A 23,593-nucleotide genomic window follows, 5' to 3' on the forward strand; every position below is an offset into this window, starting at 1 on the left:
GTGTCGGACGATTCTCGCCCAGCGTGCCGTGCGCCGGGGCCCGTCTTCGCGGGGGGCGCTGTGACGCTCTGCCTACAATCGCGTCATCATGCTGCAAAGCCTGCAAACATTCGCCTCGGCGGCGGTGATGGAGCGCGTCACGTTGCTGCTGAACCACGTGATCGCCTCGGAGCCGGCGGCGCAGCAACGCCTGCGGCCTCACACCGGGCGCCTGCTCGAGATCCGCTTCGACGGCTGGCCCTCCCTGCTGCCGCCGCTGCCTGCCACGGCCTTCCGCATCAGCGCGGCCGGCCTGCTCGAGTGGTGCGGGCAGGAGCCGCCGGCGACCCCCGAACTGCGGGTCGGCGTCGATGCCTCCAACCCCGCGCTCGCGCTGGTGCAGACCTTGTCGGGCGAGCGCCCGCGGGTCGAGATCGCCGGCGATGCGCAGTTCGCGACCGACGTCAACTGGCTGTTCGACAACCTGCGCTGGGACGTGCAGGACGACCTGGCCCGCATCGTCGGCGACGCGCCGGCACGCGAGCTGGCTCGCCTCGGCCAGGGCATCGCCGCGGGGCTGCGCGAGGCGGTGCGCACGATCGGCAGCGTGGCCTCGCGGCTGCGCGGCGGCGACTCCGGAGCCGCACCGCCGCGATGAGGCACCTCGGCCGGCTGGTCGTCATCTGCGTCACGGTGGTTCGCTACGGGCTGGACGAGCTGGTGCTCGGCAGCTTCCGGCAGCGCTGGGTGCGCGTGCTGGTGCGGGTGCTGACGATCGGCCGCCGCCTCGACGCGCCGCGCGGCGAGCGCCTGCGCCTCGGGCTCGAGCGGCTCGGGCCGATCTTCGTCAAGTTCGGCCAGGTGCTCTCGACCCGGCGCGACCTGCTGCCGGCCGACTTCGCCGAGGAGCTCGCCAAGCTGCAGGACCGCGTGCCGCCGTTCCCGGCCGCCGTCTCGCGTGCCATCGTCGAGAAGGCCTTCGGCCGGCCGATCGAGCAGGTCTTCGCCAGCTTCGAGGACGAGCCGGTCGCCTCCGCATCGATCGCCCAGGTGCACTTCGCGACCCTGCAGTCCGGCCGCGAGGTGGCGGTCAAGGTGCTGCGCCCGGGCATGCTGGCGGTGATCGACGACGACCTGGCGCTGATGCGCACGCTGGCCGCCTGGGTCGAGCGCTTCTCGTCCGACGGCAAGCGCCTGAAGCCGCGCGAGGTGGTGGCCGAGTTCGACAACTACCTGCACGACGAGCTCGACCTGGTGCGCGAGGCCGCCAATGCCGCGCAGCTGCGCCGCAACATGCAGGGGCTGCGGCTGGTCGAGATTCCCGAGATGGTGTGGGACCTGTGCCGCCAGAACGTGATCGTGATGGAGCGCATGAAGGGCGTGCCGATCAGCCAGGTCGAGCGCCTGCGCGAGGCCGGCGTGGACTTCAAGAAGCTGGCGCGCGACGGCGTGACGATCTTCTTCACCCAGGTGTTCCGCGACGGCTTCTTCCACGCCGACATGCACCCGGGCAACATCCAGGTGAGCATCGAGCCGGCCACCTTCGGCCGCTACATCGCGCTCGACTTCGGCATCGTCGGCACGCTCACCGAGATCGACAAGGAATACCTGGCGCACAACTTCATCGCCTTCTTCCGGCGCGACTACAAGCGCGTGGCCGAGCTGCACGTCGAGAGCGGCTGGGTGCCGCGCGAGACACGTGTGGACGAGCTCGAGGGGGCGATCCGCGCGGTCTGCGAGCCGCATTTCGACCGCCCGCTGAAGGACATCTCGCTCGGCCAGGTGCTGCTGCGCCTGTTCCAGACCTCGCGCCGCTTCAACGTCGAGATCCAGCCCCAGCTGGTGCTGCTGCAGAAGACGCTGCTGAACATCGAGGGCCTGGGCCGCCAGCTCGACCCCGAGCTCGACCTGTGGACCACCGCCAAGCCCTTCCTCGAGCGCTGGATGCACGAGCAGGTGGGCTGGCGCGGCCTGGTCGAACGGCTCCGGCAGGAGGGGCCGCGCTACGCCCAGCTGCTGCCGGAACTGCCTCGCCTGCTGCACCAGGCGCTGGCGCGGCCGGCCGGGGCCGAACTGCGCGCACTGGAGCTGCTGGTCGAGGAGCAGCGCCGCACCCAGCGGATGCTGCGCGCACTGGTGGTCGCGGTGGCCGGGTTCGTCGCCGGCGCGCTGCTGGCCTTCGTCTTGCTTCGCACCCTCTGATCCGGCCCCCCAGTCGCTTCGCTCCTGCCCCCGAGGGGCGTCGTCCGGCTTGGGGCGGCCCGGCGCCGGACATGGCCCTTCCGCCGCTAAACTGCGCGCCAGTTTTTCGACCGATCCACCCCTTCTCGCCGAGGATCCTGCCGTGCTGATCGCCTTCGTCGTCCTCTACATGGCCGTGACCATCGCCATCGGGCTGATCGCGGCGCGCCGCGTGCACAACTCGAAGGACTACCTGGTGGCCGGGCGCAGCCTGCCGCTGTACATGAACGTGGCCACGGTGTTCGCCACCTGGTTCGGCGCGGAAACCGTGCTGGCCGTCTCGGCCACCTTCGCGAAGGACGGCCTGAACGGCATCCCGGGCGATCCGTTCGGCGCCTCGGTCTGCCTGGTGCTCGCCGCGCTGCTGTTCGCGCGGCTGTTCTACCGCATGAACCTGCTGACCATCGGCGACTTCTACAAGCACCGCTACGGCAAGTTCGTCGAGGTGCTGACCAGCCTGGCGATCACCGCCAGCTACCTGGGCTGGACCTCGGCGCAGATGACGGCGCTGGGCCTGGTGATCCACGTGCTGTCGGGCGGCGCGGTCGAACTGAACCACGCCATCCTGATCGGCGCGGGCATCGTGCTCGTCTACACGATCTTCGGCGGCATGTGGTCGGTCGCCTTCACCGACCTGTTCCAGACCGTCGTGATCGTGATCGGCCTGACGCTCGTGGCGGTGGTGGTGGGCGACATGGCCGGCGGCGCCGGCAAGGTCATCAGCCAGGCGGCGGCCGACGGCAAGCTCGCGATGTTCCCGGCCGAGATGGATGCGGCCGCGTACTGGGCCATGGCCGGGGCGTTCTTCGCGTTCGCGTTCGGCTCGATCCCGCAGCAGGACGTGTTCCAGCGCATGACCAGCGCCAAGAACGAGAAGACCGCGGTGCGCGGCACCATCCTCGGCGGGGTGATCTACTTCTGCTTCGCCTTCGTGCCGATCTTCATCGGCTATGCGGCGCTGGTGGCCGACTCGTCCCTGAAGGAACTGTTCGACTCCGACGACGCGCGCCAGATCCAGCGCATCCTGCCCGACCTCGTGCTGGGCAAGATGCCGGTGTGGGCGCAGGTGATGTTCTTCGGCGCGCTGCTGTCGGCCATCCTGTCCACCGCCAGCGGCGCGCTGCTCGCGCCGACCGCGATCTTCACCGAGAACGTGCTGCGGCCCTTCGTGCCGCACATGGGCGACCGGCAGTTCCTGCTGACGCTGCGCATCATCCTGGTCACCTTCTGCGCCTGCGCGCTGCTGTTCGCGGTCAACAGCAAGAGCACGATGTACGAGATGGTGCAGAACGCCTACAACGTGACGCTGGTGGGCGCCTTCGTGCCGCTCGTGGCCGGCGCCTACTGGAAGAAGGCGTCCACGCAGGGCGCGCTGGCGGCCATCGTGTTCGGCGTCGGCGCCTGGCTCGGGGCGACCGTGCTCGCACCCGAGGCGATGGTGCCGCCCAACCTGGTGGGCCTGTTCGCCTCGGCGATCTTCATGGTGCTGGGGTCGCTCGCGCCGCAGGTCATCCGCCACGGCGGCCACTCGATCGAGCACACCTTGCAGCATGCGGCGGCCCATGCCCACCCGCACCACCCGGCCACGCACTGAGGAAGGCGCCGTATAATTCGCGTTTTTCCGTTTTGCATCAAGGGTTTAGCCATGCCGATCTACGCCTACCGCTGTGACGCCTGCGGCCACGCGAAGGACGTGCTGCAGAAGATCTCCGACCCGGTGCTGACCACCTGCCCGGCCTGCGGCGCCGGCGAGTTCCGCAAGCAGCTGACGGCCGCGGGCTTCCAGCTCAAGGGTTCGGGCTGGTACGTGACGGACTTCAAGGGCGGCAACGCGGGCGGCAAGACGGCCGAGGCGAAGCCTGCGGACGCCAAGCCGGCCGATGCCAAGCCGGCCGACAGCAAGCCGGCGGAAGGCGGCGGCACTTCCGGCGGCGACGCCGGCGCCGCGGCGGCCGGCGGCTGCGGTGCGAGCTGCGCCTGCCACTGACCCCGCATCCCGACGGCGCCCGGCGCCGCAACGAAAGCCTCGCTTGAAGAAATACCTGCTCGCCGGCCTGCTGGTCTGGCTGCCGATGGCCATCACCATCTGGCTGCTGCATTCCGTGCTCGGCCTGCTCGACGGCGTGTTCGGCTGGTTCCTCAGCGCCTCGCAGGCGGTGCTGCCGGCCGGCGCGCAGCAGCCGCTCGAGGCGCTGCGCAGCATTCCGGGCCTGGGGGTGATCGTGATGCTGATCGGCCTGCTGCTGACCGGCATGTTCGCCACCAACATGGTCGGCCAGTGGTGGCTGCGCCAGGGCAGCCGGGTGCTGCACCGCATCCCGATCGTCAAGTCGATCTACAGCTCGATCAAGCAGGTCTCGGACACGCTGTTCTCCAGCAGCGGCAACGCCTTCCGCGAGGCGGTGCTGGTGCAGTACCCGCGCCAGGGCGCCTGGACCATCGCCTTCGTCACCGGCAAGCCCGGCGGCGAGGCGGCGCACCACCTGAGCGGCGACTACCTCAGCATCTACGTGCCGACCACGCCCAACCCGACCTCGGGCTTCTTCCTGATGGTGCCGCGCGCCGACGTGATCGAGCTCGCGATGAGCGTCGACGAGGCGCTCAAGTACGTCATCTCGATGGGTGTCGTCGCGCCGCCGCTGCCGCCCGCGCTGGCCCGAAACTGACCCCTGCCTGCGCCGGCGCGTGGCATGCCGCCGGCCCCGCCCGAACTCCCCGGAGACACCCCATGAGAACAAGCTACTGCGGCCTCGTCAGCGAAACCCTGCTGGGGCAGACCGTCACCCTGGTCGGCTGGGCGCACCGCCGGCGCGACCACGGCGGCGTGATCTTCATCGACCTGCGCGACCGCGAAGGCCTGGTGCAGGTGGTCTGCGACCCGGACCGCCCGGACATGTTCAAGGTCGCCGAGGGCGTGCGCAACGAGTTCTGCCTGAAGATCGTCGGCAAGGTGCGCGAGCGGCCGGCTGGCACGACCAATGCCAACATCACCAGCGGCAAGGTCGAGGTGCTGTGCCACGAGATCGAGGTGCTGAACCCGAGCGTCACGCCGCCGTTCCAGCTCGACGAGGAGAACCTCTCCGAGACCACGCGCCTGACGCACCGCGTGCTCGACCTGCGTCGCCCGCAGATGCAGCGCAACCTGATGCTGCGCTACCGCGTCGCGATGGAGGTGCGCAAGTTCCTCGACGCCAACGGCTTCATCGACATCGAGACGCCGATGCTCACCAAGAGCACGCCGGAGGGCGCGCGCGACTACCTCGTGCCCAGCCGCGTGCACGACGGCATGTTCTTCGCGCTGCCGCAGTCGCCGCAACTGTTCAAGCAGCTGCTGATGGTGGCGGGCTTCGACCGCTACTACCAGATCACCAAGTGCTTCCGCGACGAGGACCTGCGCGCCGACCGCCAGCCCGAGTTCACGCAGATCGACATCGAGACCTCCTTCCTCACGGAGGAGGAGATCCGCACGATGTTCGAGGGCATGATCCGCTCGACCTTCGAGCATGCGATCGGCGTCAAGCTGCCGGCCTTCCCGGTGATGAAGTACGCCGACGCGATGCGCCTGTACGGCTCGGACAAGCCCGACCTGCGCGTCAAGCTGCAGTTCACCGAGCTGACCGACGCCATGAAGGACGTCGAGTTCAAGGTCTTCTCCGGCCCGGCCAACAGCGCCGACGGCCGCGTGGTCGCGCTGCGTGTGCCCGGCGGCGGCGAGATGAGCCGCGGCGAGATCGACGCGTACACCGAGTTCGTCAAGATCTACGGCGCCAAGGGCCTGGCGTGGATCAAGGTCAACGACACGGCCAAGGGCCGCGAGGGCCTGCAGTCGCCGATCGTCAAGAACCTGCACGACAAGGCGATCGCCGAGATCCTGGCGCGCACCGGCGCGGTCAACGGCGACCTGATCTTCTTCGGCGCCGACAAGGCCAAGGTGGCCAACGACGCGATCGGCGCGCTGCGCATCAAGATCGGCCACAGCGAGTTCGGCAAGGCGCGCGGCCTGCTGCAGGGGCAGTGGGAGCCGCTGTGGGTGATCGACTTCCCGATGTTCGAGCACGACGACGAGGCGCAGCGCTGGAACGCGGTGCACCACCCGTTCACCAGCCCGAAGGACGGCCACGAGGACTGGCTCGAGACCGACCCCGGCAAGTGCATCGCCAAGGCCTACGACGTGGTGCTCAACGGCATCGAGCTCGGCGGCGGCTCGGTGCGTATCCACCGCGAGGAAGTGCAGAGCAAGGTGTTCCGCGCGCTCAAGATCGGCGCCGAGGAGGCGCAGCTGAAGTTCGGCTTCCTGCTCGATGCGCTGAAGTACGGCGCGCCGCCGCACGGCGGCATCGCGATCGGCCTGGACCGCTTCGTGATGCTGATGACCGGCGCCGAGAGCCTGCGCGACGTGATCGCCTTCCCGAAGACGCAGCGCGCCCAGGACCTGCTGACCAACGCGCCGAGCCCGGTGGACGAGAGGCAGCTGCGCGAGCTGCACATCCGGCTGAGAAACCCGATGCCGGCGGCCTGAGCGAAGCCCCCAAGCTCGCTGCGCTCGCGGCCCCCCGGGGGGGGCGCCCGGTACCTTCGGGCGGCCGGGCGGTACCGAAGCCGCTCATGCAGAATCGAAGGGGCACGCCGCGTGCCCCTTCGTCGCTTCTGCAGATGGCCAAGCCGTTCAAGATCCCGGAATCGGTGCTGGTGGTGATCCACAGCCCGCAGCGCGAGGTGCTGCTGATCGAACGCGCCGACCAGCCCGGCGCCTGGCAGAGCGTCACCGGCTCGAAGCACGATGCCGACGAGCCGCTCGAGGCCACCGCGGTGCGCGAGGTGGCCGAGGAGACCGGCATCGTGGTCGGCGGCGAGCGCGTGCCCGCCAGCGCGCTGGTGGACTGGCGGCTGCGCAACGTCTACGAGATCTTTCCCGTCTGGGCGCACCGCTACGCACCCGGCACCACCCACAACACCGAGCATGTCTACGGGCTGACGGTGCCGCGCGACATCCCGGTCAGGCTCAGCCCGCGCGAGCACCTGGCCTGGCGCTGGCTGCCCTGGCGCGAGGCGGCCGACGCCTGCTTCTCGTTCTCCAACGCGGAGGCGATCCTGCAGCTGCCGCGCTTCCTGCCGCCGGTCGCGCCATGAGGCCGCTCACCCCGCACCCGCACGCAGGGCACGGCGACGCGCTGCGCGTGGCGACCTACAACATCCACAAGGGCGTGCGCGGCGTCGGCCCGGGCAAGCGCCTGGAGATCCACAACCTGGGCCTGGGCATCGAGGCGCTCGACGCCGACCTGGTGTTCCTGCAGGAGGTGCGCCACTTCCACCACGGCGACGCGCGCCGCTTCGAGCGCACCTGGTTCGGCTGGCCGCGCGAGGGGCAGGCCGAGTTCCTCGCGCCCGAGGGCTACGAGGTGGCCTACCGCACCAACGCCGTCACGCGCCAGGGCGAACACGGCAACGCGCTGCTGTCGCGCTGGCCGCTGGGCGACATCGGCCACCACGACGTGTCCGACCACCGCTTCGAGCAGCGCGGCCTGCTGCACGTGCCGGTGCACTGGCAGGGACGGCGCCTGCATGCCGTCGTCGCCCACCTCGGGCTGATGCATGCGAGCCGGGTGCGCCAGGTCGAGCGCATCGCCTCCTTCGTGGAAGCGCATGTGCCGCCCGGCGAGATGCTGATCGTGGCCGGCGACTTCAACGACTGGGGCGAGAAGCTCGATGCGCCGATGCGCGGCTGCGGCCTGGCGCGCGCCGCGGTCGAGGGCGTGGCGCCGGCACGGCTGAACACCTTCCCGTCGCGCGTGCCGGTGTTCTCGCTCGACCGCATCTACGTGCGCGGGCTGCGCTGCCTGTCCACCACGGTGCCGCGCGGTCCGGCCTGGGCGCGCATGTCCGACCACCTGCCGCTGCTGGCGGAGCTGGCGCCGGCGTGATGCAGCAGGCCCTGCGACCGGACCACGAGCTCACGCTGCTGGCCGGCGGCGTCGAGCTGTTCCCGGCGCTGGTGGCGGCGATCGACGCGGCACGCGCCGAGGTGATGCTCGAGACCTACATCCTCGACTTCAGCCGCTCGGTGATCCCGGTGGTCGAGGCGCTCGAGCGCGCCGCCGCGCGCCACGTGACGGTGCGCGTGGTGGTCGACGGCGTGGGCACCGGCGACATCCCGCCCGAATGGCAGCGCCGCTGGGCCGCCGCCGGCGTACGTTGGCGCGTCTTCAACCCGGTGCGCGGCTGGCGCCTGCTGATGCCGCGCACCTGGCGGCGGCTGCATCGCAAGCTCTGCGTGATCGACGGCGAACTCGCCTTCTGCGGCGGCATCAACCTGCTGGACGACTACTGGGACCCGAACCACGGCGAGCTCACCCGGCCGCGGCTGGACTTCGCGGTGCGGGTCACCGGGCCGTTGGTGGCCGACGTGCACGACACCATGACCCGCCTGTGGTGGCGCCTGCAGGTGGCGCGCGAGGCGCGCCAGCGCGACCTGGAAGGCGCGCTGCGGGCGGTGCGCGCGGCCGCCCGCGCCGGGATGGACGAGGGCCCGCACGACAGCGTGATGGAGCAGGGCGGGGCGGTGGCCGCGCTGGTGCTGCGCGACAACCTGCGCTTCCGCCGCCGCATCGAGGGCACCTACCGCATCGCGCTGGCGCAGGCCAGGAGCGAGGTGCTGATCGCCAACGCCTACTTCATCCCCGGCGTGCAGCTGCAGCGCGCGCTGCTGCGCGCGGCGCGGCGCGGCGTGAAGATCACGCTGCTGCTGCAGGGCCGCTACGAGTACTTCATGCCCTACCACGCCAGCCGGGCGGTGTACGACCAGCTGCTCGCCGCCGGCATCCGCATCGTCGAGTACGAGGCCAGCTTCCTGCATGCCAAGGTGGCGGTGATGGACGCGCCGCGCGGCATGCTCGCGACGGTCGGCTCCTCCAACCTCGACCCGTTCAGCCTGTTGCTGGCGCGCGAGGCCAACGTGTTCGTGCGCGACGACGACTTCGCCGGCGAGCTGCATGCCCACCTGCTGCGCGCGCTGCAGCACGGCCGGGTGGTCGACATGGACAGCCATCGCCGCCGCCCCTGGCTCACGCGGGTGGGCAACTGGGTGGCTTACGGGCTGATGCGATTCGCGGTGCTGGTGAGCGGCAAGAAATACTGATCGGCGGACGCCAGCATCGGTCGCGTGTCCCGCTTGAGGGATCTCAGGCCGTGCCGCGGCAGCCCCTGTTCGAATCGAACCTGATGTCCTGCCGGCGCCGCTGCCTCGTCCTGACGCTGCCCCTGCTGCTGGGCCGCTCCGCCTTCGGGCAGGCGCGGCCGGCAGTGCAGCTCGGCTTGCTGGTCGACGGCAGCAGCACGCTGGCGGACTGCATCGGTCGGCTCGGCCCGCCCGGGCGGCAGTTCGCGGCTGCCGGGGGTGGGGTCGTTTTCACCTATCGGCTCGGCGAGGACGGCACCGGGCTGCATCCGGTCGAGACGCTGGAGTCTTGGTTCGAGTACAGCCGCCGGCGCAGCCTGGTGTTGGTGTTCGATTCGCGCGGCACCTTGACGCGGCACGCGCTCGTCAAGGTGCGCGGGGACTGACTTGGGTCGCCGCTGCCGCGCCCGTGCCGGTGCGTTGCCGATCGCGCTGGCCCTCCTGCTCGCCGCCTGCGCCGTGCCGATCCCGGGCGACACGAGCCGGGCGCGCGACAACCTCGATGATCCGGCTGCGGCGACGTGGCAACCGGGTGAGACGCTTCTCCAGGAGGTGCTCCTCGTGCTGGGCGATCCCGACGACCTCGCGCCGGACCGGAGCTGGCTGGCCTGGGAGGACTACCGCTCGCCGGGTCACCTGCTGTTCGTCGTCGGAGGGCCGTATTGGATGGACGCCTTCTCGACGTCGGACGTGCTGCGCTATCGCCGGCGCTATGTCTACTTCGACGGCGATGGCCGATACCGTGCCACGCACCTGGATGCCGGGGGCTGTGCGCGGCCGGCACCCTGCGCTGCCGCGTCCACGCCCGAGCGGCCCGAGACCCTGCTCATCGACGCGGCGGTCCAACCGCTGCTGGTCGCCGGCGAGATGGTCCACGAACGGCTGCTCGGCGCGCTGCGCGCGGCCGATGACCGCTGGGTGCCGGGCGCCGTGGTCGTCACGTCCAAGGCGATGATCTTCGTCGACCGGGTGGATGCCTGGCCGCTCCACCGGCCGGCGCTGCGCATGGACTATGCCGAGCTCGGCGTGGTCGAGCGGCTCGAGCTGCCCGGCGGCGCGGGCGGGGTCGCCAGCCTGGCGCGCCCGGACGGCTCGCGCGAGTCGATCGCCTTCAAGCCGCGCCCCTTCGCCGCACCGCTGGATGCGCCGCCCTTCGACCGCACGCGCGCCCAGGTGCTGCTCGATGCCATTGGCTCCCTGCGACCCTAGGAGGCGTGGCCGCCGCTAGCATGCGGCCATGTCCTCCGACCTCGTCGTGCAGCGCCCCGAGGGCCTGTACTGCCCGCCGGGCGACTTCTTCATCGACCCCTGGCGCCCGGTGGACCGCGCCGTGATCACGCATGCGCATGCCGACCACGCGCGCCGCGGCCACGCCCACTACCTCGCCGCCGCGCCGGCCGAGGGCGTGCTGCGTGCGCGGCTGGGCGAGGTCACGCTGCAGGCGCTGGCCTACGGCGAGGCGGTCGAGCACCGCGGCGTGCGCATCAGCCTGCACCCGGCCGGGCACGTGCTCGGCTCGGCGCAGGTGCGGCTGGAGCACGGCGGGCAGGTGTGGGTGGCCTCGGGCGACTACTTCGTCAGCGGCGCCGACGACCACAACCCGACCTGCGCGCCGTTCGAGCCGGTGCGCTGCGACTGCTTCATCACCGAATCGACCTTCGGCCTGCCGGTCTACCGCTGGCGCCCGCAGCGCGAGGTCTATGCCGACATCGACGCCTGGTGGCGCGCCAACGCTGCCGAGGGCCGCGCCAGCGTGCTGTTCGGCTACAGCTTCGGCAAGGCGCAGCGGCTGCTCGCCGGCGTCGATGCGTCGATCGGGCCGATCGTCGTGCACGGCGCGGTCGAGGCGCTGAACGCCGCCTACCGCGCCGCCGGGGTGGCGCTGCCGCCCACCCTGCTCGGCACCGAGGTGAGCGACAAGGCGCTGCTCCAGCGTGCGCTGGTGGTCGCGCCGCCCTCCGTGCAGGGCTCGCCCTGGCTCAGGCGCTTCGGCGGCTACGCCGACGCGTTCGCCAGCGGCTGGATGCAGCTGCGCGGCACGCGTCGCCGCCAGGGCCTGGACCGTGGCTTCGTGCTCTCCGACCACGCCGACTGGCCGGGCCTGCAGCGCGCCATCGCCGCCACCGGCGCGAGCCGCGTGATCGTCACCCACGGCTACGAGGCCGTGATGGTGCGCTGGCTGTCCGGGCAGGGCCTGCAGGCCGGTTCGTTCGCCACCGAGTACGGGGACGACCGGCTCGAGCCGGACGCCGTGGCATGAAGCGGTTCGCAGCCTTGTTCGCCGAACTCGATGCCAGTACCGCGACGAATGCCAAGCTCGCCGCGCTGCAGCGCTACTTCGCCACCGCCGCGCCGGCCGACGCCGCCTGGGCGACCTACTTCCTCGCCGGCGGCAAGCCGCGCCAGCTGCTGCCCACCGCGCTGCTGCGTGCGCTGGCCTGCCGCCGCGCCGGCATCGACGACTGGCTGTTCGAGGAGTGTTACCAGGCGGTCGGCGACCTGGCCGAGACGATCGCGCTGGTGCTGCCGCCGCCGGCGCGCGACAGCGACCTGGGCCTGGCGGCCTGGGTCGAGCAGCGCCTGCTGCCGCTGCGCGGTGCGCCGGCCGAGGAGCAGGCCGCGCACGTGGCAGCCTGGTGGGACGAGCTCGACGCCGCCGGCCGCTTCCTGCTCGTCAAGCTGATCGGCGGCGGCTTCCGCGTCGGTGTCAGCAAGCTGCTGGTGCAGCGCGCGCTGGCGGCACAGGCGGGCCTGGACGCCAAGCTGGTGGCACAGCGCATGATGGGGTACACGGATGCACGCGCGCGGCCCGACGCACGCGCCTTCGAGGCGCTGGTCGCGCCGGCGCAGGCCGGGCGCATCGAGGGCGGCCAGCCCTATCCGTTCTTCCTCGCCCATGCGCTGGACGCGCCGGCCGATGCGCTCGAGGCGCGCCTCGGCCCGGCGGCCGGCTGGCTGGTCGAGTGGAAGTACGACGGCATCCGTGCGCAGCTGGTGCGCCGCGCCGGGCAGGCGTGGATCTGGTCGCGCGGCGAGGAGCTGGTGACCGAGCGCTTCCCCGAGATCGTCGCGGCCGCACAGGGCCTGCCCGACGGCACGGTGCTCGACGGCGAGATCCTGGTCTGGAACGACGACCGTCCGGCGCCGTTCAACCTGCTGCAGCAGCGCATCGGGCGCAAGACGCTGACGAAGAAGGTGCTCGCCGACGCGCCGGTCGCCTTCATCGCCTACGACCTGCTCGAGTCCGATGGCGTCGACCGGCGCGACGAGCCGCAGGCGCAGCGGCGCGGCCGGCTCGAGGAACTGCTCGCGCGCTCGCCGCTGCGGCTCTCGCCGCGGGTCGAGGCGCCCGACTGGGCCGCGTTCGCCGCCTTGCGCGGCGAGTCGCGCGCACGCGGGGTCGAGGGCTTCATGCTCAAGCACCACGAGGCGCGCTACGGCAGCGGCCGCACCAAGGCCGAGGGCACGTGGTGGAAGTGGAAGATCGAGCCGCTCTCGGCGGATGCCGTGCTGGTCTACGCGCAGGCCGGGCACGGGCGGCGCGCCAGCGTCTACACCGACTACACCTTCGCGGTGTGGAACCGCACCCCGGCCGATGCGGCCGAGGCGCAGGCGGTGCTCGAGGCCATCGCGCGGCGCGAGCCGGCGCAGCCCGGCGCCTTGCAGCTGGTGCCCTTCGCGAAGGCCTACTCGGGGCTCACCGACGCCGAGTTCGCCGAGGTCGACCGGGTGATCCGCCAGAGCACGCTGGAGAAGTTCGGCCCGGTGCGCAGCGTGCGGCCGAGCCTGGTGTTCGAGCTCGGCTTCGAAGGCATCAACCGCAGCAGCCGGCACAAGAGCGGCATCGCGGTGCGCTTCCCGCGCATGCTGCGCATCCGCCACGACAAGCCGCTGCACGAGGCCGACACGCTGCAGCGGCTGGAGGCGCTGCTGGCGCCTCCCGAATCGGCGTGACGAAGCGACACGGAACGTCACGTCTGCCGGTGCAGAATCGCGCCCTGAACCGGAGGTGACGATGACGAGGAACTGGATGTGGCTGCTGCTGCTGGCGGCGAGCCTGAGTGGATGCATGGGCACCGAGCCGGACAAGCCCAAGCCGGTGCTGGAGGCGCTGAGCGCCGCGGGCGGCGAATTCGGCAACACGCTGATCACCGGCCCGCGCAAGCAGCTCGACTTCGCACTGCGCAACAGCGACGCCGGCTTCGCGTCGGTGGAGACGCTGGAGAACATCGTCATCAGCGTGAGCGGCACCTCGGTGACCATGAGCGAGACCTGCCCGAGCTCGCTGGAGGAGGGCGAGTCCTGCCTGATCTCGGTGTACTTCCAGCCCAGCGCCGCCGGCACGATGGCCGGGTCGCTGAGCGTGGCCAGCAACGCCGAGCAGGGCACGATCGTGGTCGGCCTGTCCGGCGCCGGCGTCACGGCCATGAGCCCGGCGCAGGGCGTGCTGATCCTCACCGGCGACACCAGCACGACCTTCACCGCGTCCGTGGGCAACACGGCCAGCCGCACCTACACGGTCAGGAACGTCGGCAACGCCACCGACACGCTCACCATCACCGGCCCGGGCAGCAGCGACACCCAGTGGAGCTTCACGAACAACTGCCCCGCGACCCTGGCGGCCGACGCCACCTGCACGCTGACCCTGAACTTCACGCCCGCCGACTCGGGCACCTCGGTGCCGACCGCGATCGAGATCACGGACGACTACAACCGCGACTACGGCAAGCTGGTGATCAGGCCGGTGGGCATCGGCACGTGATCAGCGCCCGAACAGCCCCTTGATCATCCCGCCGACCCCCTCGACCACGCCGCCCAGGCTGACGCCCACGGCCTCGGCCAGACCGCCGGCCAGGCGGGTGGCGAGGTTCTCGTCGAGCGAGAACGCCGGGTCGTCGAGCCGGCCCTCGAGCGTGAAGCGCAGCTCGATGCGGCCGTCGCGCGCCATCGCCGCCAGCACCGCCTGGCGCGGCACGCCGGCGAAGGTGGACAGCAGGCCGCCGGCCGGCGACAGCTCCAGGCCGGTCAGCGTCATCCGGCCGGGTGCGTGCAGGCGCTGGCCGCGCACGCTGGCCTCCAGCACCAGGTCCAGCGTGCCGCGCTTGACGCCGCCTTCGTCCGCCTTCAGCAGGTAAGGCTGCAGCGCCTGCAGGTCGACGCCGTGCACCCGGCTCTCGAGCTGCGCGTCGCGCGTCGCGGCATTGAGCGAGCCGGCGATCGCGAGCGTGCCGTCCCGGTGCGGGCCCTTCAGCCGCGCCTGCAGCTCGATCTGCATCGCCTCGTCCAGCGCCGGCAGCACCAGCGGGCCGAGGCGCGCGTCGAGTGCCTCGAGGCGCAGCCGGTGGGCCGGCTGGCGCACGCTGGCGTCGATGAAGTCGATCGCGGCCCCGTTCAGCACCACCTGCTCCAGTTCGACCGCGGTCGCGGGCGCGCCTGCCGTGCCGGGGCGCTCCAGCAGGGCCGGGAGCAGGCGCAGCCTGCCCTGGCGCGTGCGCAGCAGGCTCAGGTAGGCGCCGTCGACCTCGAGCGAGGCGATGGTCCAGCGGCCGGTCCACAGGCTGGACAGCGCCGGGCGCAGGTGGATGCGCGCGGCGCGCAGCTCGTCGCTCGCCGGCCAGCCCGGCGCGGCGGCGATGCGCAGGTCGCGCAGTTCCAGGCCGGTCAACCCGAGCGCGACGCGGCCCACCTGGGCGCGCGGGCCGAGCGCCTCCTCCAGCACCGCCTCGAGGCGCGCGCCGGCCACGCGCAGGCCGGCCAGCACCAGCAGCACCAGAGCGGCCGCGAGGGCCAGGCCGGCAAGCAGTCGATGGCGCAGCAGCGGGGTCATGCCCGGATTGTCGCCAGCACCGGATGACCTTCTCCTGCGTGCTACCGTTGCCCGATGCCCTTGTCCGAGAGCCCCGCCGTGCGTCTGGCCGGCGTCGACTTCACCAGCCGGCCGACGCGCCGCAAGCCGATCACCGTCGCGCTCGGCACGCTGGCGCAGGGCGTGGTGCGGCTCGAGCGCGTCGACGAACACGCGGCGTTCGACGGCTTCGCCGCCTGGCTGCAGGCGCCGGGGCCGTGGGTCGGTGGTTTCGACTTCCCGTTCGGCCTGCCGCGCGAACTGGTCGAGTCGCTCGGCTGGCCGCGCGAGTGGCTGCCGCTGATGCGCCACTACGCGGGGCTGAGCCGGGAAACGATCCGCGACACCTTCGCCGCCTTCTGCGCTGCGCGTCCACCGGGTGGCAAGTTCGCGCACCGCGCCTGCGACGGGCCGGCCGGCTCGTCGCCGTCGATGAAGTGGGTCAACCCGCCGGTGGCCTTCATGATGCACGCCGGCGTGCCGCTGCTGATCGAGGCCGGCGTGCACCTGCCCGGCCTGCACGCCGGCGACCCGGCGCGCGTGGCGCTCGAGGCCTACCCGGGGCTGCTGGCACGCGAGCTGATCGGCATGCGTTCGTACAAGAACGACGCGGCCGCCAAGCAGACGCCCGAGCGGCTGATCGCGCGCAAGGACCTGGTCGATGCGCTCGAGCAGGGCCGCACGCGGCTCGGCCTGCGGCTGCGCGCCAGCCACGCCCAGCGCGACACGCTGGTGGCCGACGCGAGCGGCGACCGGCTCGACGCCGTGCTGTGCCTGCTGCAGGCCGGCTGGGCCGCGACGCAGCCGCGCCTCGGCCTGCCCGAGCGCGTCGATCCGATCGAAGGGTGGATCGTCTCGGCATGACGCCGCAGGAGTGGTTCGACTCGCGCGGCTGGCAGCCGTTCGACTTCCAGCGCGAGGTCTGGGCGCACCTGGCCGCCGGCCGCAGCGGCCTGCTGCATGCCACCACCGGCGCCGGCAAGACCTACGCGGTGTGGATGGGCGCGCTGCAGCGCCGCGTGGCCCGGCCGGCCGCGCCGCTGCAGGTGCTGTGGATCACGCCGATGCGCGCGCTGGCGGCCGACACCACGCGCGCGCTGAACCTGCCGCTGGCCGACGTGGCGCCCGGCTGGCGCGTGGGCCAGCGCAGCGGCGACACGCCGGCAGCCGAGCGCGCGCGGCAGGACCGGCGCCTGCCCGAGGCGCTGGTGACCACGCCCGAATCGCTCTCGCTGCTGCTCACGCGCGAGCAGGCGGCGCAGGAACTCGGCGGCGTGCACACCGTGATCGTCGACGAGTGGCACGAGCTGATGGGCAACAAGCGGGGCGTGCAGGTGCAGCTCGCGCTGGCCCGGCTGGCGCGCTGGAACCCCGGGCTCGTCGTCTGGGGCCTGTCGGCCACGCTCGGCAACCTCGAGGAGGCGCAGCAGGTGCTCACCGGCGGCCGCGACGCGGTGCTGGTGCAGGGCCGCATCGACAAGACCCTGGTGATCGACACGCTGCTGCCGCTCGAGCCCGGCCGCTTCTCCTGGGGCGGCCACCTGGGCGCGCAGATGCAGCAGCCGGTGATCGCCGAGATCGAGTCGAGCCCCAGCACCCTGGTGTTCACCAACACCCGCTCGCAGGCCGAGACCTGGTACCAGCTGCTGATCCAGGAGCGGCCCGAGTGGGCCGGCCTGGTCGCGCTGCACCATGGCTCGCTGGACAAGGACGTGCGCGAGTGGGTCGAGCTCGGGCTCAAGGATGGCCGCCTGAAGGCGGTGGTGGCGACCTCGTCGCTCGACCTGGGGGTGGACTTCCTGCCGGTCGAGCGCGTGCTGCAGATCGGCTCGCCCAAGGGCATCGCGCGGCTGCTGCAGCGTGCCGGCCGCAGCGGCCACGCGCCGGGCCGGCCGAGCCGCGTGACCATCGTGCCCACCAACACGCTGGAGCTGGTCGAGGCCGCCGCGGCGCGCCGCGCTGCCCGTGCGGGGCGCATCGAGAAACGCGCCACGCCGGAGAAGCCGCTCGACGTGCTGGTGCAGCACCTCGTCAGCGTCGCGCTCGGCGGCGGCTTCACGGCCGACGCGCTGTACGACGAGGTGCGCACGGCCTGGGCCTACCGCGCGCTGAGCCGCGCCGAGTTCGACTGGGCGCTCGCCTTCGTCGAGCGCGGCGGTGCCAGCCTGGGCGCCTACCCCGAGTACCACCGCGTGAGGCTGGTCGACGGGGTCTACCGGGTGCCCGACCGCGGCATCGCCAAGCGCCACCGGCTGCAGGTGGGCACCATCGTGGGCGACGGCACGATGCAGGTGAAGTACCTCTCCGGCAGCAGGCTCGGCGCGATGGAGGAGAGCTTCATCGCGCGCCTGCGCCCGGGCGACTGCTTCGTGTTCGCCGGCAAGGTGCTCGAATTCGTGCGCACGCAGGAGATGACGGCCTACGTGAAGAAGGCGACGAAGAGCCGCGGCATCGTGCCGAGCTGGGCGGGCGGCAAGATGCCGCTGTCGACCGAGCTGGCCGACGCGGTGCTGGAGCTGCTGGCCAGTGCCGCGCAGGCGGACTGGATCCGCGACATCGAGGACCCGGAGATGCGTGCCGCGCAGCCCATGCTCTCGACGCAGGCGCGCCTGTCGCGCCTGCCGACGCCGAAGACGCTGCTGATCGAGCGCTACCGCTCGCGCGAAGGCCACCACCTCTACCTCTATCCGTTCGCGGGCCGCAACGTGCACCTGGGTCTGGCGAGCCTGCTGGCCTGGCGGCTCGCGAAGGACTCGCCCAACACCTTCAGCATGAGCGTCAACGACCACGGCTTCGAGCTGCTCAGCGCGGAGGCGGTGGACATGGCCGCGCTGCTCGACAGGCGCGCCTTCGACACCGGCGAGCTGCTGGCCGACGTGCTGGCGAGCCTGAACTCGAGCGAGCTGGCGCAGCGGCGCTTCCGCGAGATCGCACGCGTTTCCGGGCTGGTGTTCACCGGTTACCCCGGCGCGCCGAAGACGACACGCCAGCTGCAGGCCAGCAGCGGCCTGTTCTACGACGTGTTCCGCAAGTACGACGCCGGCAACCTGCTGCTCTCGCAGGCCGAGGGCGAGGTGCTGAGCCAGGAGCTGGATATCCGGCGCCTCGCCGCCACCTTGAGGCACATGAGCGCGCAGCGGGTGGAGTTCGTCGAGCTGAAGGTGCCGAGCCCGTTCTCGCTGCCGCTGATGGTGGAACGATTCCGCGAGAAGCTCAGCAACGAGAAACTGGCCGACCGGCTGGCGCGCATCATCCGCGATGCAACGGCCGAGGCCGACCACGACACCCGACCATGAAGCGACTCTCCCGCCTGTTCCGCTTTGCCAACGCCGCCCGGCTGGCGACCTACCTGATCGCGCTGTGGAAGCTCGCCCGCCATGCCGAGACGCCCACCGCGGCCAAGCTGGTGGCGCTGGCGGTGCTGGCTTATGCGGTCAGCCCGATCGACCTGATCCCGGACTTCATCCCGGTGCTCGGACAGCTCGACGACCTGATCCTGCTGCCGTTGGGCGTGGCGCTGGCGGTGAAGCTCACGCCCAAGCCCCTGTGGGAGGCGCGCCTGCGCGAGGCGGAGGTCTCGAGCGAGCGGCTGCCCAAGCTGTGGTGGGGCGCGGCGGCGATCGTGCTGCTGTGGGCAGCGCTGTTCGGGCTGTTCGTCTGGTGGCTGGTGCGGGTGCTGGCGGCGTGAGGCGGGCGGTCGTCCTGCTGCTCGTGCTGGCCGCGGGCGCTGCGCAGGCCTTCACGGCCGACGTGACGCACGTGAGCGACGGCGACACGGTCTGGGTCAAGCGCGACGGCCGCGCCCCGTTCAAGCTGCGCCTGGACGGCCTGGACGCCCCCGAGCGCTGCCAGGCCGGCGGCGCGGCGGCACGCGACGCACTGGCCGCGCGCTTGCTGCACCGGCGCGTGGCGGTACGCACCCGCGCGCACGACGACTACGGCCGCGCTGTCGGCACGTTGCAGCTCGACGGTGCGGACGTCGGCGCCTGGCTGGTGTCGCAGGGGCTGGCCTGGAATGCCCGCTTCGGGCGCCGTGCCGGGCCGTACGCGGAGGAGGAGCAGCAGGCGCGCCGCGCCGCCCGCGGCGTGTTCGCGCAGCCAGCGCCCGAGTACCCGCGCGACTTCCGGCGCCGCCACGGGCCGTGCGGGTGAGGCTCAGGGCCGCTCGCGCATCAGCGTGCTCTTGCCGAACAGGCTCTCGATCAGGTCCACCGCCAGCAGCGCGGTCTTGTTGCGCACGTCCAGCGCCGGGTTCAGCTCCATCACGTCGAGCGAGGCGAGGCGGCCGGTGTCGGCGATCATCTCCATGCACAGCTGCGCCTCGCGGTAGGTCGGCCCGCCGGGGATGGTGGTGCCGACGCCGGGCGCGATCTCCGGGTCGAGGAAGTCGACGTCGAAGCTGACGTGCAGGTGCGTGTTCGAGTCCAGCGTCGCGAGCGCCAGCTCCATCGTGTGGCGCATGCCCATCTCGTCGATGTAGCGCATGTCGAACACCTCGAGGCCGGCCTCGTGCACGAAGCGCTTCTCGCCCGGGTCGACGCTGCGGATGCCGATCTGGCGGATCCACTTCGGCTGGATCGCCGGCACCTGGCCGCCGATCTCGATCAGCGCCTGCGGGCCATGGCCGCACAGGCAGGCCACCGGCATGCCGTGGATGTTGCCGCTCGGGGTCAGTTGGTTGGTGTTGAAGTCGGCATGCGCGTCCAGCCACAGCACACGCAGGCGCTTGCCGGTCTCGCGGCAATGGCGTGCCACCGCGCTGATCGAGCCGATGCCCAGGCAATGGTCGCCACCCATCAGGATGGGCAGCCGGCCGAGCGCCAGCTCGGCGTGCACCGCCTCGTGCACCGCGCGGTTCCAGGCCACCACCTCGTCGAGGTGGCGGTAGCCATCCACCGGCGGCAGCCAGGGGTTGGCCGGGCCGGCCAGGTTGCCGCGGTCGAGCACCTCCAGGCCGTGGCCCTGCAGCACCGGCAGGATCTGCGCCACGCGCAGCGCCTCCGGCCCCATGCTCGCGCCGCGGCTGCCGGCGCCGATGTCGGTCGGCGCGCCGATCAGGCTGACTCGCTTGTTCATCAGTCGTCGGCGAACTCGCCGGTGGTGGTGTCGGGGGCGTCGAAGCCGTACTCGGCGGCGAGCACGCCCCAGGCCTCCTCGGCGGTCTCGACGAAGCGGAACAGGTTCACGTCGCCCGGGCCGATCATGCCGGTCTCGATCAGCCAGTCGAAGTTGATCAGCTTGGTCCAGAACTCGCGGCCGAACAGCAGGATCGGGCGGCGCCGCGACTTTCCGGTCTGCGTCAGCGTGAGCGTCTCGAACAGCTCGTCGAGCGTGCCGAAGCCGCCGGGGAAGCACACCAGCGCGATCGAGCGCATCACGAAGTGCATCTTGCGCAGCGCGAAGTAGTGGAACTGGAAGCACAGCTCCGGCGTGATGTACGGGTTGGGCTCCTGCTCGTGCGGCAGCACGATGTTCAGCCCGATGCTCTTGCCACCCACCTCGAAGGCGCCGCGGTTGCCCGCCTCCATGATGCCGGGGCCGCCGCCGGTGACCACGTAGACCGGCGTCTCGAGCTCCTTGGACTTGTGCGTGACGATGGCGGCGAAGCGGCGCGCCTCGTCGTAGTAGCGCGACATGTCCAGCAGCGCCTGCGCGCGTGTGATGGCGCCGGCATCGCCGTCGCGGCGTGCCGCGTCCAGGCGCGCCTGGGCCACGTCCGGCGGCTGGATGCGCGCGCTGCCGAAGATCACGATGGTGGAGGTCACGCCGTGCTCGTGCTGCACCATCTCCGGCTTGAGCAGCTCGAGCTGCATGCGCACCGGGCGCAGTTCCTCGCGCAGCAGGAACTCGGTGTCGGTGAAGGCGAGCCGGTAGGCGCTCTCGGGGCCCGCGTAGCGCGACGGTGGCGCCGCTTCGGCCTCGACGACCGCTTCCTCCTCGGCCGTCGGGAAGTTGCGGGCGGTGAGGTCGAGTTTCTTGTCCATGGTGCGCAGCTTAACGCTGCGGCCGGGCGGCGCAGACCGGGCAGGCCTCCTGGCGGCCGAGCCGGATCTCGTGCCACTCCATCGTGCGCGCGTCCAGCATCTGCAGCCGGCCGGCCAGCGAGCTGCCGACGCCGGCCAGCAGCTTGAGCGCCTCGGCCGCCTGCACCGTGCCGATGATGCCCACCAGCGGCGCGAACACGCCCATGGTCGAGCAGCGCACCTCCTCGTAGGTGGCCTCGGGCGGGAACAGGCAGGCATAGCAGGGGTTGGCGGCGTCGCGCGTGTCGTAGACGGAGATCTGGCCGTCGAAGCCGATCGCCGCACCGGCCACCAGCGGCCTGGCGCAGGCCACGCAGGCCGCGTTGACGGCCTGGCGGGTGGCGAAGTTGTCGCTGCAGTCGATCACCACGTCGGCCGCGGCCACCAGCGTGGCCAGCCGCGCGGCGTCGGCGCGCTCGCGCAGCGTCACCACGCGCACGTCCGGGTTGATCGCCGCGATCGCCTGCGCCGCCGACTGGACCTTGGGCTGGCCGACACGGGCGAGCGTGTGGGCGATCTGGCGCTGCAGGTTGGTGACGTCCACCGTGTCGTGGTCGACCAGCGTGATCGTGCCGACGCCGGCCGTGCCGAGGTACAGCGCCACCGGCGAACCGAGGCCGCCGGCGCCGATCACCAGCGCGTGCGCGGCCAGCAGCTTGCGCTGGCCCTCGATGCCCAACTCGTCAAGCAGGATGTGGCGCGAGTAGCGCAGCAGCTGGTCGTCGTCCATCCGGGCAGGATACCCATGAATGACAACGCCCGCGCGGTGGCGCGGGCGTCGGCGGGGCGGGGAATCCGCGTCGGGCTCAGTTGTTGGTGGTGGCCTCGGCCTTGCGCTCGACGGCGGTCTTGCTCACCAGCACCGGCTTGCCCTTGAGCTGGTTCAGCGCCTGGGCGAGCTGGAAGTCCTCGGCGCTGCCGAACTCGGGCAGCGGCCTGGGCGTGGCGGCCTTCTTCTGCTGCTCTTCCTCGAGCTTCTTGCGCGCCTCCTCGCGGGCCTTCTCGCGCGCCTCGTCCTTCTGCTCCGGGCCCTGGCCGCTGGCGATGTGCTTGTCGAGGTCGGCTTCGCGCACGCGCAGCGCGGCGAACAGGTTGCCTTCGGCGGTTTCGTCGAGCATGACGTCGGGCACGATGCCCTTGGCCTGGATCGACGCGCCGCTGGGCGTGTAGTACCGCGCCGTGGTGATCTTCAGCGCGGTGTCGGGGCCGAGCTGGCGCACCGTCTGCACCGAACCCTTGCCGAAGGTCTGGGCGCCCATGACGGTGGCGCGCTTGTGGTCCTGCAGCGCACCGGCGACGATCTCGCTGGCCGAGGCCGAGCCCTCGTTGACCAGCACCACCAGCGGCACCTTCTTCACCGCCTCGGGCAGCTTGCGCAGCGGGTCGGTGCCGCCGCGGCGCAGGTAGTACTCGGGCGAGGCCTTGAAGGTGGCCTTGGAGTCGGCGATCTGGCCGTTGGTCGTCACCACCACCACGTCGCTGGGCAGGAAGGCGGCCGAGATCGCCACCGCGCCCTCGAGCAGGCCGCCGGGGTCGTTGCGCAGGTCGAGCACCAGGCCCTTGAGGTTCGGGTCCTGCTTGTACAGGTCTTCCAGCTTGCGGGCGAAGTCCTCGACCGTGCGATCCTGGAACTGGCTGACCCGCAGCCAGGCGTAACCCGGCTCGACCAGCTTCGCGCGCACGCTCTGCACACGGATCTCCTCGCGCACGATGGTCACCGGGAAGCTGCGCGTCTCGGACTTGCGGAACACCTGCAGCACGACCTTGGTGTTGGGCTCGCCGCGCATGCGCTTGACGGCCTGGTCCATCGTCAGGCCCTTGACCAGGGTGTCGTCGATCTTGGTGATCAGGTCGCCGCTCTTCAGGCCGGCGCGGAAGGCGGGCGAGCCCTCGATCGGCGAGACCACCTTGACCAGGCCGTCCTCCATGCCGATCTCGATGCCCACGCCGACGAACTTGCCGGTGGTGCCCTCGCGGAATTCCTTGAAGCTCTTCTTGTCGAAGAACTGGGAGTGCGGGTCGAGCCCGGAGACCATGCCCGAGATCGCGTCGTTGATGAGCTTCTTCTCGTCCACCGGCTCGACGTAGTCGCTCTTGACCATGCCGAACACCGCGGCGAGCTGCTGCAGTTCCTCCAGCGGGAGCTGGGAGACCGGGTTGCGGGCGATCGCCTGGAACTGCATGGTGGTCAGTGCGCCGGCGACCGCGCCGACCGCCAACCAACCCGCGACCTTCAATTTGCTGCCCATTCGACGACCCCTTATCCCCGCGCGTTCGCCCGTGTACTGCCCTGTGCAGACCCAGGCCGGACCAGTATAAAACCGGGCCCTG

23 protein-coding genes are annotated in these 23,593 nt (G+C 71.5%); 18 read left to right on the forward strand and 5 right to left on the reverse strand.

The window, feature by feature from the left end; all coding sequences use genetic code 11:
- Positions 1-88: 88 nt before the first annotated feature.
- The 14 genes from D9C15_RS21965 to D9C15_RS22030 all read left to right on the forward strand — a co-directional run bounded on the left by D9C15_RS21965 (position 89) and on the right by D9C15_RS22030 (position 14,156).
- Positions 89-637, forward strand: a complete 549-nt coding sequence (locus tag D9C15_RS21965) for a hypothetical protein (protein ID WP_128000602.1) — start codon at positions 89-91, stop codon at positions 635-637.
- Positions 634-2,181 carry a ubiquinone biosynthesis regulatory protein kinase UbiB gene (gene ubiB, locus D9C15_RS21970; RefSeq protein ID WP_128000603.1) on the forward strand — a complete coding sequence of 516 codons (1,548 nt, stop codon included), beginning with the start codon at positions 634-636 and terminating at the stop codon, positions 2,179-2,181. The genes D9C15_RS21965 and ubiB overlap by 4 nt, the downstream gene beginning before the upstream one ends.
- Before the next feature lie 142 nt (positions 2,182-2,323).
- Positions 2,324-3,814, forward strand: a complete 1,491-nt coding sequence (locus D9C15_RS21975; RefSeq protein ID WP_164886809.1) for a high affinity choline transporter 1 — start codon at positions 2,324-2,326, stop codon at positions 3,812-3,814.
- 51 nt (positions 3,815-3,865) lie between these two features.
- Complete coding sequence (locus tag D9C15_RS21980) at positions 3,866-4,207, forward strand: FmdB family zinc ribbon protein (protein WP_128000604.1); 342 nt, start codon at positions 3,866-3,868, stop codon at positions 4,205-4,207.
- Between the two features lie 43 nt (positions 4,208-4,250).
- Positions 4,251-4,886, forward strand: a complete 636-nt coding sequence (locus D9C15_RS21985; protein ID WP_128000605.1) for a DUF502 domain-containing protein — start codon at positions 4,251-4,253, stop codon at positions 4,884-4,886.
- Between the two features lie 62 nt (positions 4,887-4,948).
- Positions 4,949-6,739: an aspartate--tRNA ligase gene (gene aspS, locus D9C15_RS21990; RefSeq protein WP_128000606.1), complete on the forward strand. Its 1,791-nt coding sequence runs from the start codon at positions 4,949-4,951 to the stop codon at positions 6,737-6,739.
- Between the two features lie 86 nt (positions 6,740-6,825).
- Positions 6,826-7,350 carry a dihydroneopterin triphosphate diphosphatase gene (gene nudB / locus D9C15_RS21995; protein ID WP_240668515.1) on the forward strand — a complete coding sequence of 175 codons (525 nt, stop codon included), beginning with the start codon at positions 6,826-6,828 and terminating at the stop codon, positions 7,348-7,350.
- Complete coding sequence (locus tag D9C15_RS22000; RefSeq protein ID WP_128000607.1) at positions 7,347-8,141, forward strand: endonuclease/exonuclease/phosphatase family protein; 795 nt, start codon at positions 7,347-7,349, stop codon at positions 8,139-8,141. Before nudB ends, D9C15_RS22000 begins: the two co-directional genes overlap by 4 nt.
- Positions 8,141-9,355 (forward strand): cardiolipin synthase ClsB, encoded by a 1,215-nt coding sequence (gene clsB, locus D9C15_RS22005; RefSeq protein ID WP_128000608.1) that lies wholly within the window; start codon positions 8,141-8,143, stop codon positions 9,353-9,355. The genes D9C15_RS22000 and clsB overlap by 1 nt, the downstream gene beginning before the upstream one ends.
- Positions 9,356-9,405: 50 nt before the next feature.
- Positions 9,406-9,780, forward strand: coding sequence for a hypothetical protein (locus D9C15_RS22010; RefSeq protein WP_128000609.1), 375 nt, complete (start codon positions 9,406-9,408; stop codon positions 9,778-9,780).
- Positions 9,781-9,814: 34 nt separating this feature from the next.
- Complete coding sequence (locus tag D9C15_RS22015) at positions 9,815-10,603, forward strand: hypothetical protein (protein WP_128000610.1); 789 nt, start codon at positions 9,815-9,817, stop codon at positions 10,601-10,603.
- Positions 10,604-10,631: 28 nt separating this feature from the next.
- Positions 10,632-11,654 (forward strand): ligase-associated DNA damage response exonuclease, encoded by a 1,023-nt coding sequence (locus D9C15_RS22020; protein WP_128000611.1) that lies wholly within the window; start codon positions 10,632-10,634, stop codon positions 11,652-11,654.
- On the forward strand, positions 11,651-13,348 hold the full coding sequence (locus tag D9C15_RS22025) for an ATP-dependent DNA ligase (RefSeq protein ID WP_128000612.1): 1,698 nt from the start codon (positions 11,651-11,653) through the stop codon (positions 13,346-13,348). The genes D9C15_RS22020 and D9C15_RS22025 overlap by 4 nt, the downstream gene beginning before the upstream one ends.
- 61 nt (positions 13,349-13,409) lie before the next feature.
- Positions 13,410-14,156 (forward strand): choice-of-anchor D domain-containing protein, encoded by a 747-nt coding sequence (locus tag D9C15_RS22030; protein WP_128000613.1) that lies wholly within the window; start codon positions 13,410-13,412, stop codon positions 14,154-14,156.
- On the opposite strand, the gene D9C15_RS22035 is transcribed toward D9C15_RS22030, so the two are convergent.
- On the reverse strand, positions 14,157-15,221 hold the full coding sequence (locus D9C15_RS22035; protein ID WP_128000614.1) for a DUF748 domain-containing protein: 1,065 nt from the start codon (positions 15,219-15,221) through the stop codon (positions 14,157-14,159). It lies immediately after the preceding gene.
- Positions 15,222-15,275: 54 nt separating this feature from the next.
- On the opposite strand from D9C15_RS22035, the gene D9C15_RS34140 reads away from it, so the two are divergent.
- The 4 genes from D9C15_RS34140 to D9C15_RS22050 are packed head-to-tail and all read left to right on the forward strand — an operon-like array spanning position 15,276 to position 19,391.
- Positions 15,276-16,103, forward strand: a complete 828-nt coding sequence (locus D9C15_RS34140; RefSeq protein ID WP_240668517.1) for a DUF429 domain-containing protein — start codon at positions 15,276-15,278, stop codon at positions 16,101-16,103.
- A complete protein-coding gene (locus tag D9C15_RS22040; protein ID WP_240668519.1) occupies positions 16,100-18,535 on the forward strand; it encodes a ligase-associated DNA damage response DEXH box helicase in 2,436 nt (811 codons plus the stop codon). Before D9C15_RS34140 ends, D9C15_RS22040 begins: the two co-directional genes overlap by 4 nt.
- On the forward strand, positions 18,532-18,927 hold the full coding sequence (locus D9C15_RS22045) for a YkvA family protein (RefSeq protein ID WP_128000616.1): 396 nt from the start codon (positions 18,532-18,534) through the stop codon (positions 18,925-18,927). The genes D9C15_RS22040 and D9C15_RS22045 overlap by 4 nt, the downstream gene beginning before the upstream one ends.
- Complete coding sequence (locus D9C15_RS22050; RefSeq protein ID WP_128000617.1) at positions 18,924-19,391, forward strand: thermonuclease family protein; 468 nt, start codon at positions 18,924-18,926, stop codon at positions 19,389-19,391. Before D9C15_RS22045 ends, D9C15_RS22050 begins: the two co-directional genes overlap by 4 nt.
- A 3-nt stretch (positions 19,392-19,394) precedes the next feature.
- Here D9C15_RS22050 and rocF read toward each other — a convergent pair whose 3' ends face one another.
- The 4 genes from rocF to D9C15_RS22070 all read right to left on the reverse strand — a co-directional run bounded on the left by rocF (position 19,395) and on the right by D9C15_RS22070 (position 23,511).
- Positions 19,395-20,315, reverse strand: a complete 921-nt coding sequence (gene rocF / locus D9C15_RS22055; protein WP_128000618.1) for an arginase — start codon at positions 20,313-20,315, stop codon at positions 19,395-19,397.
- Positions 20,315-21,223 (reverse strand): LOG family protein, encoded by a 909-nt coding sequence (locus D9C15_RS22060; RefSeq protein ID WP_128000619.1) that lies wholly within the window; start codon positions 21,221-21,223, stop codon positions 20,315-20,317. The genes rocF and D9C15_RS22060 overlap by 1 nt, the downstream gene beginning before the upstream one ends.
- A 10-nt stretch (positions 21,224-21,233) precedes the next feature.
- Positions 21,234-21,992 (reverse strand): HesA/MoeB/ThiF family protein, encoded by a 759-nt coding sequence (locus tag D9C15_RS22065; protein ID WP_128000620.1) that lies wholly within the window; start codon positions 21,990-21,992, stop codon positions 21,234-21,236.
- A 76-nt stretch (positions 21,993-22,068) separates the two neighbouring features.
- A complete protein-coding gene (locus D9C15_RS22070) occupies positions 22,069-23,511 on the reverse strand; it encodes a S41 family peptidase (protein ID WP_128000621.1) in 1,443 nt (480 codons plus the stop codon).
- Between the last annotated feature and the right edge of the window lie 82 nt (positions 23,512-23,593).

The organism is Piscinibacter defluvii, from assembly GCF_004011805.1.
In the GTDB taxonomy this organism is placed as follows: Bacteria; Pseudomonadota; Gammaproteobacteria; order Burkholderiales; family Burkholderiaceae_C; genus Piscinibacter; species Piscinibacter defluvii.

What these genes read in the sequence shown, in the direction of transcription:
- D9C15_RS21965 (WP_128000602.1), top strand. Translation starts at nt 89, where the DNA reads ATGCTGCAAAGCCTGCAAACATTCGCCTCGGCGGCGGTGATGGAGCGC.
- ubiB (WP_128000603.1), top strand. Translation starts at nt 634, where the DNA reads ATGAGGCACCTCGGCCGGCTGGTCGTCATCTGCGTCACGGTGGTTCGC.
- D9C15_RS21980 (WP_128000604.1), top strand. Translation starts at nt 3,866, where the DNA reads ATGCCGATCTACGCCTACCGCTGTGACGCCTGCGGCCACGCGAAGGAC.
- aspS (WP_128000606.1), top strand. Translation starts at nt 4,949, where the DNA reads ATGAGAACAAGCTACTGCGGCCTCGTCAGCGAAACCCTGCTGGGGCAG.
- nudB (WP_240668515.1), top strand. Translation starts at nt 6,826, where the DNA reads ATGCAGAATCGAAGGGGCACGCCGCGTGCCCCTTCGTCGCTTCTGCAG.
- D9C15_RS22000 (WP_128000607.1), top strand. Translation starts at nt 7,347, where the DNA reads ATGAGGCCGCTCACCCCGCACCCGCACGCAGGGCACGGCGACGCGCTG.
- clsB (WP_128000608.1), top strand. Translation starts at nt 8,141, where the DNA reads ATGCAGCAGGCCCTGCGACCGGACCACGAGCTCACGCTGCTGGCCGGC.
- D9C15_RS22020 (WP_128000611.1), top strand. Translation starts at nt 10,632, where the DNA reads ATGTCCTCCGACCTCGTCGTGCAGCGCCCCGAGGGCCTGTACTGCCCG.
- D9C15_RS22025 (WP_128000612.1), top strand. Translation starts at nt 11,651, where the DNA reads ATGAAGCGGTTCGCAGCCTTGTTCGCCGAACTCGATGCCAGTACCGCG.
- D9C15_RS22030 (WP_128000613.1), top strand. Translation starts at nt 13,410, where the DNA reads ATGACGAGGAACTGGATGTGGCTGCTGCTGCTGGCGGCGAGCCTGAGT.
- D9C15_RS22035 (WP_128000614.1), bottom strand. Translation starts at nt 15,221, where the DNA reads ATGACCCCGCTGCTGCGCCATCGACTGCTTGCCGGCCTGGCCCTCGCG.
- D9C15_RS34140 (WP_240668517.1), top strand. Translation starts at nt 15,276, where the DNA reads ATGCCCTTGTCCGAGAGCCCCGCCGTGCGTCTGGCCGGCGTCGACTTC.
- D9C15_RS22040 (WP_240668519.1), top strand. Translation starts at nt 16,100, where the DNA reads ATGACGCCGCAGGAGTGGTTCGACTCGCGCGGCTGGCAGCCGTTCGAC.
- D9C15_RS22045 (WP_128000616.1), top strand. Translation starts at nt 18,532, where the DNA reads ATGAAGCGACTCTCCCGCCTGTTCCGCTTTGCCAACGCCGCCCGGCTG.
- rocF (WP_128000618.1), bottom strand. Translation starts at nt 20,315, where the DNA reads ATGAACAAGCGAGTCAGCCTGATCGGCGCGCCGACCGACATCGGCGCC.
- D9C15_RS22060 (WP_128000619.1), bottom strand. Translation starts at nt 21,223, where the DNA reads ATGGACAAGAAACTCGACCTCACCGCCCGCAACTTCCCGACGGCCGAG.
- D9C15_RS22065 (WP_128000620.1), bottom strand. Translation starts at nt 21,992, where the DNA reads ATGGACGACGACCAGCTGCTGCGCTACTCGCGCCACATCCTGCTTGAC.
- D9C15_RS22070 (WP_128000621.1), bottom strand. Translation starts at nt 23,511, where the DNA reads ATGGGCAGCAAATTGAAGGTCGCGGGTTGGTTGGCGGTCGGCGCGGTC.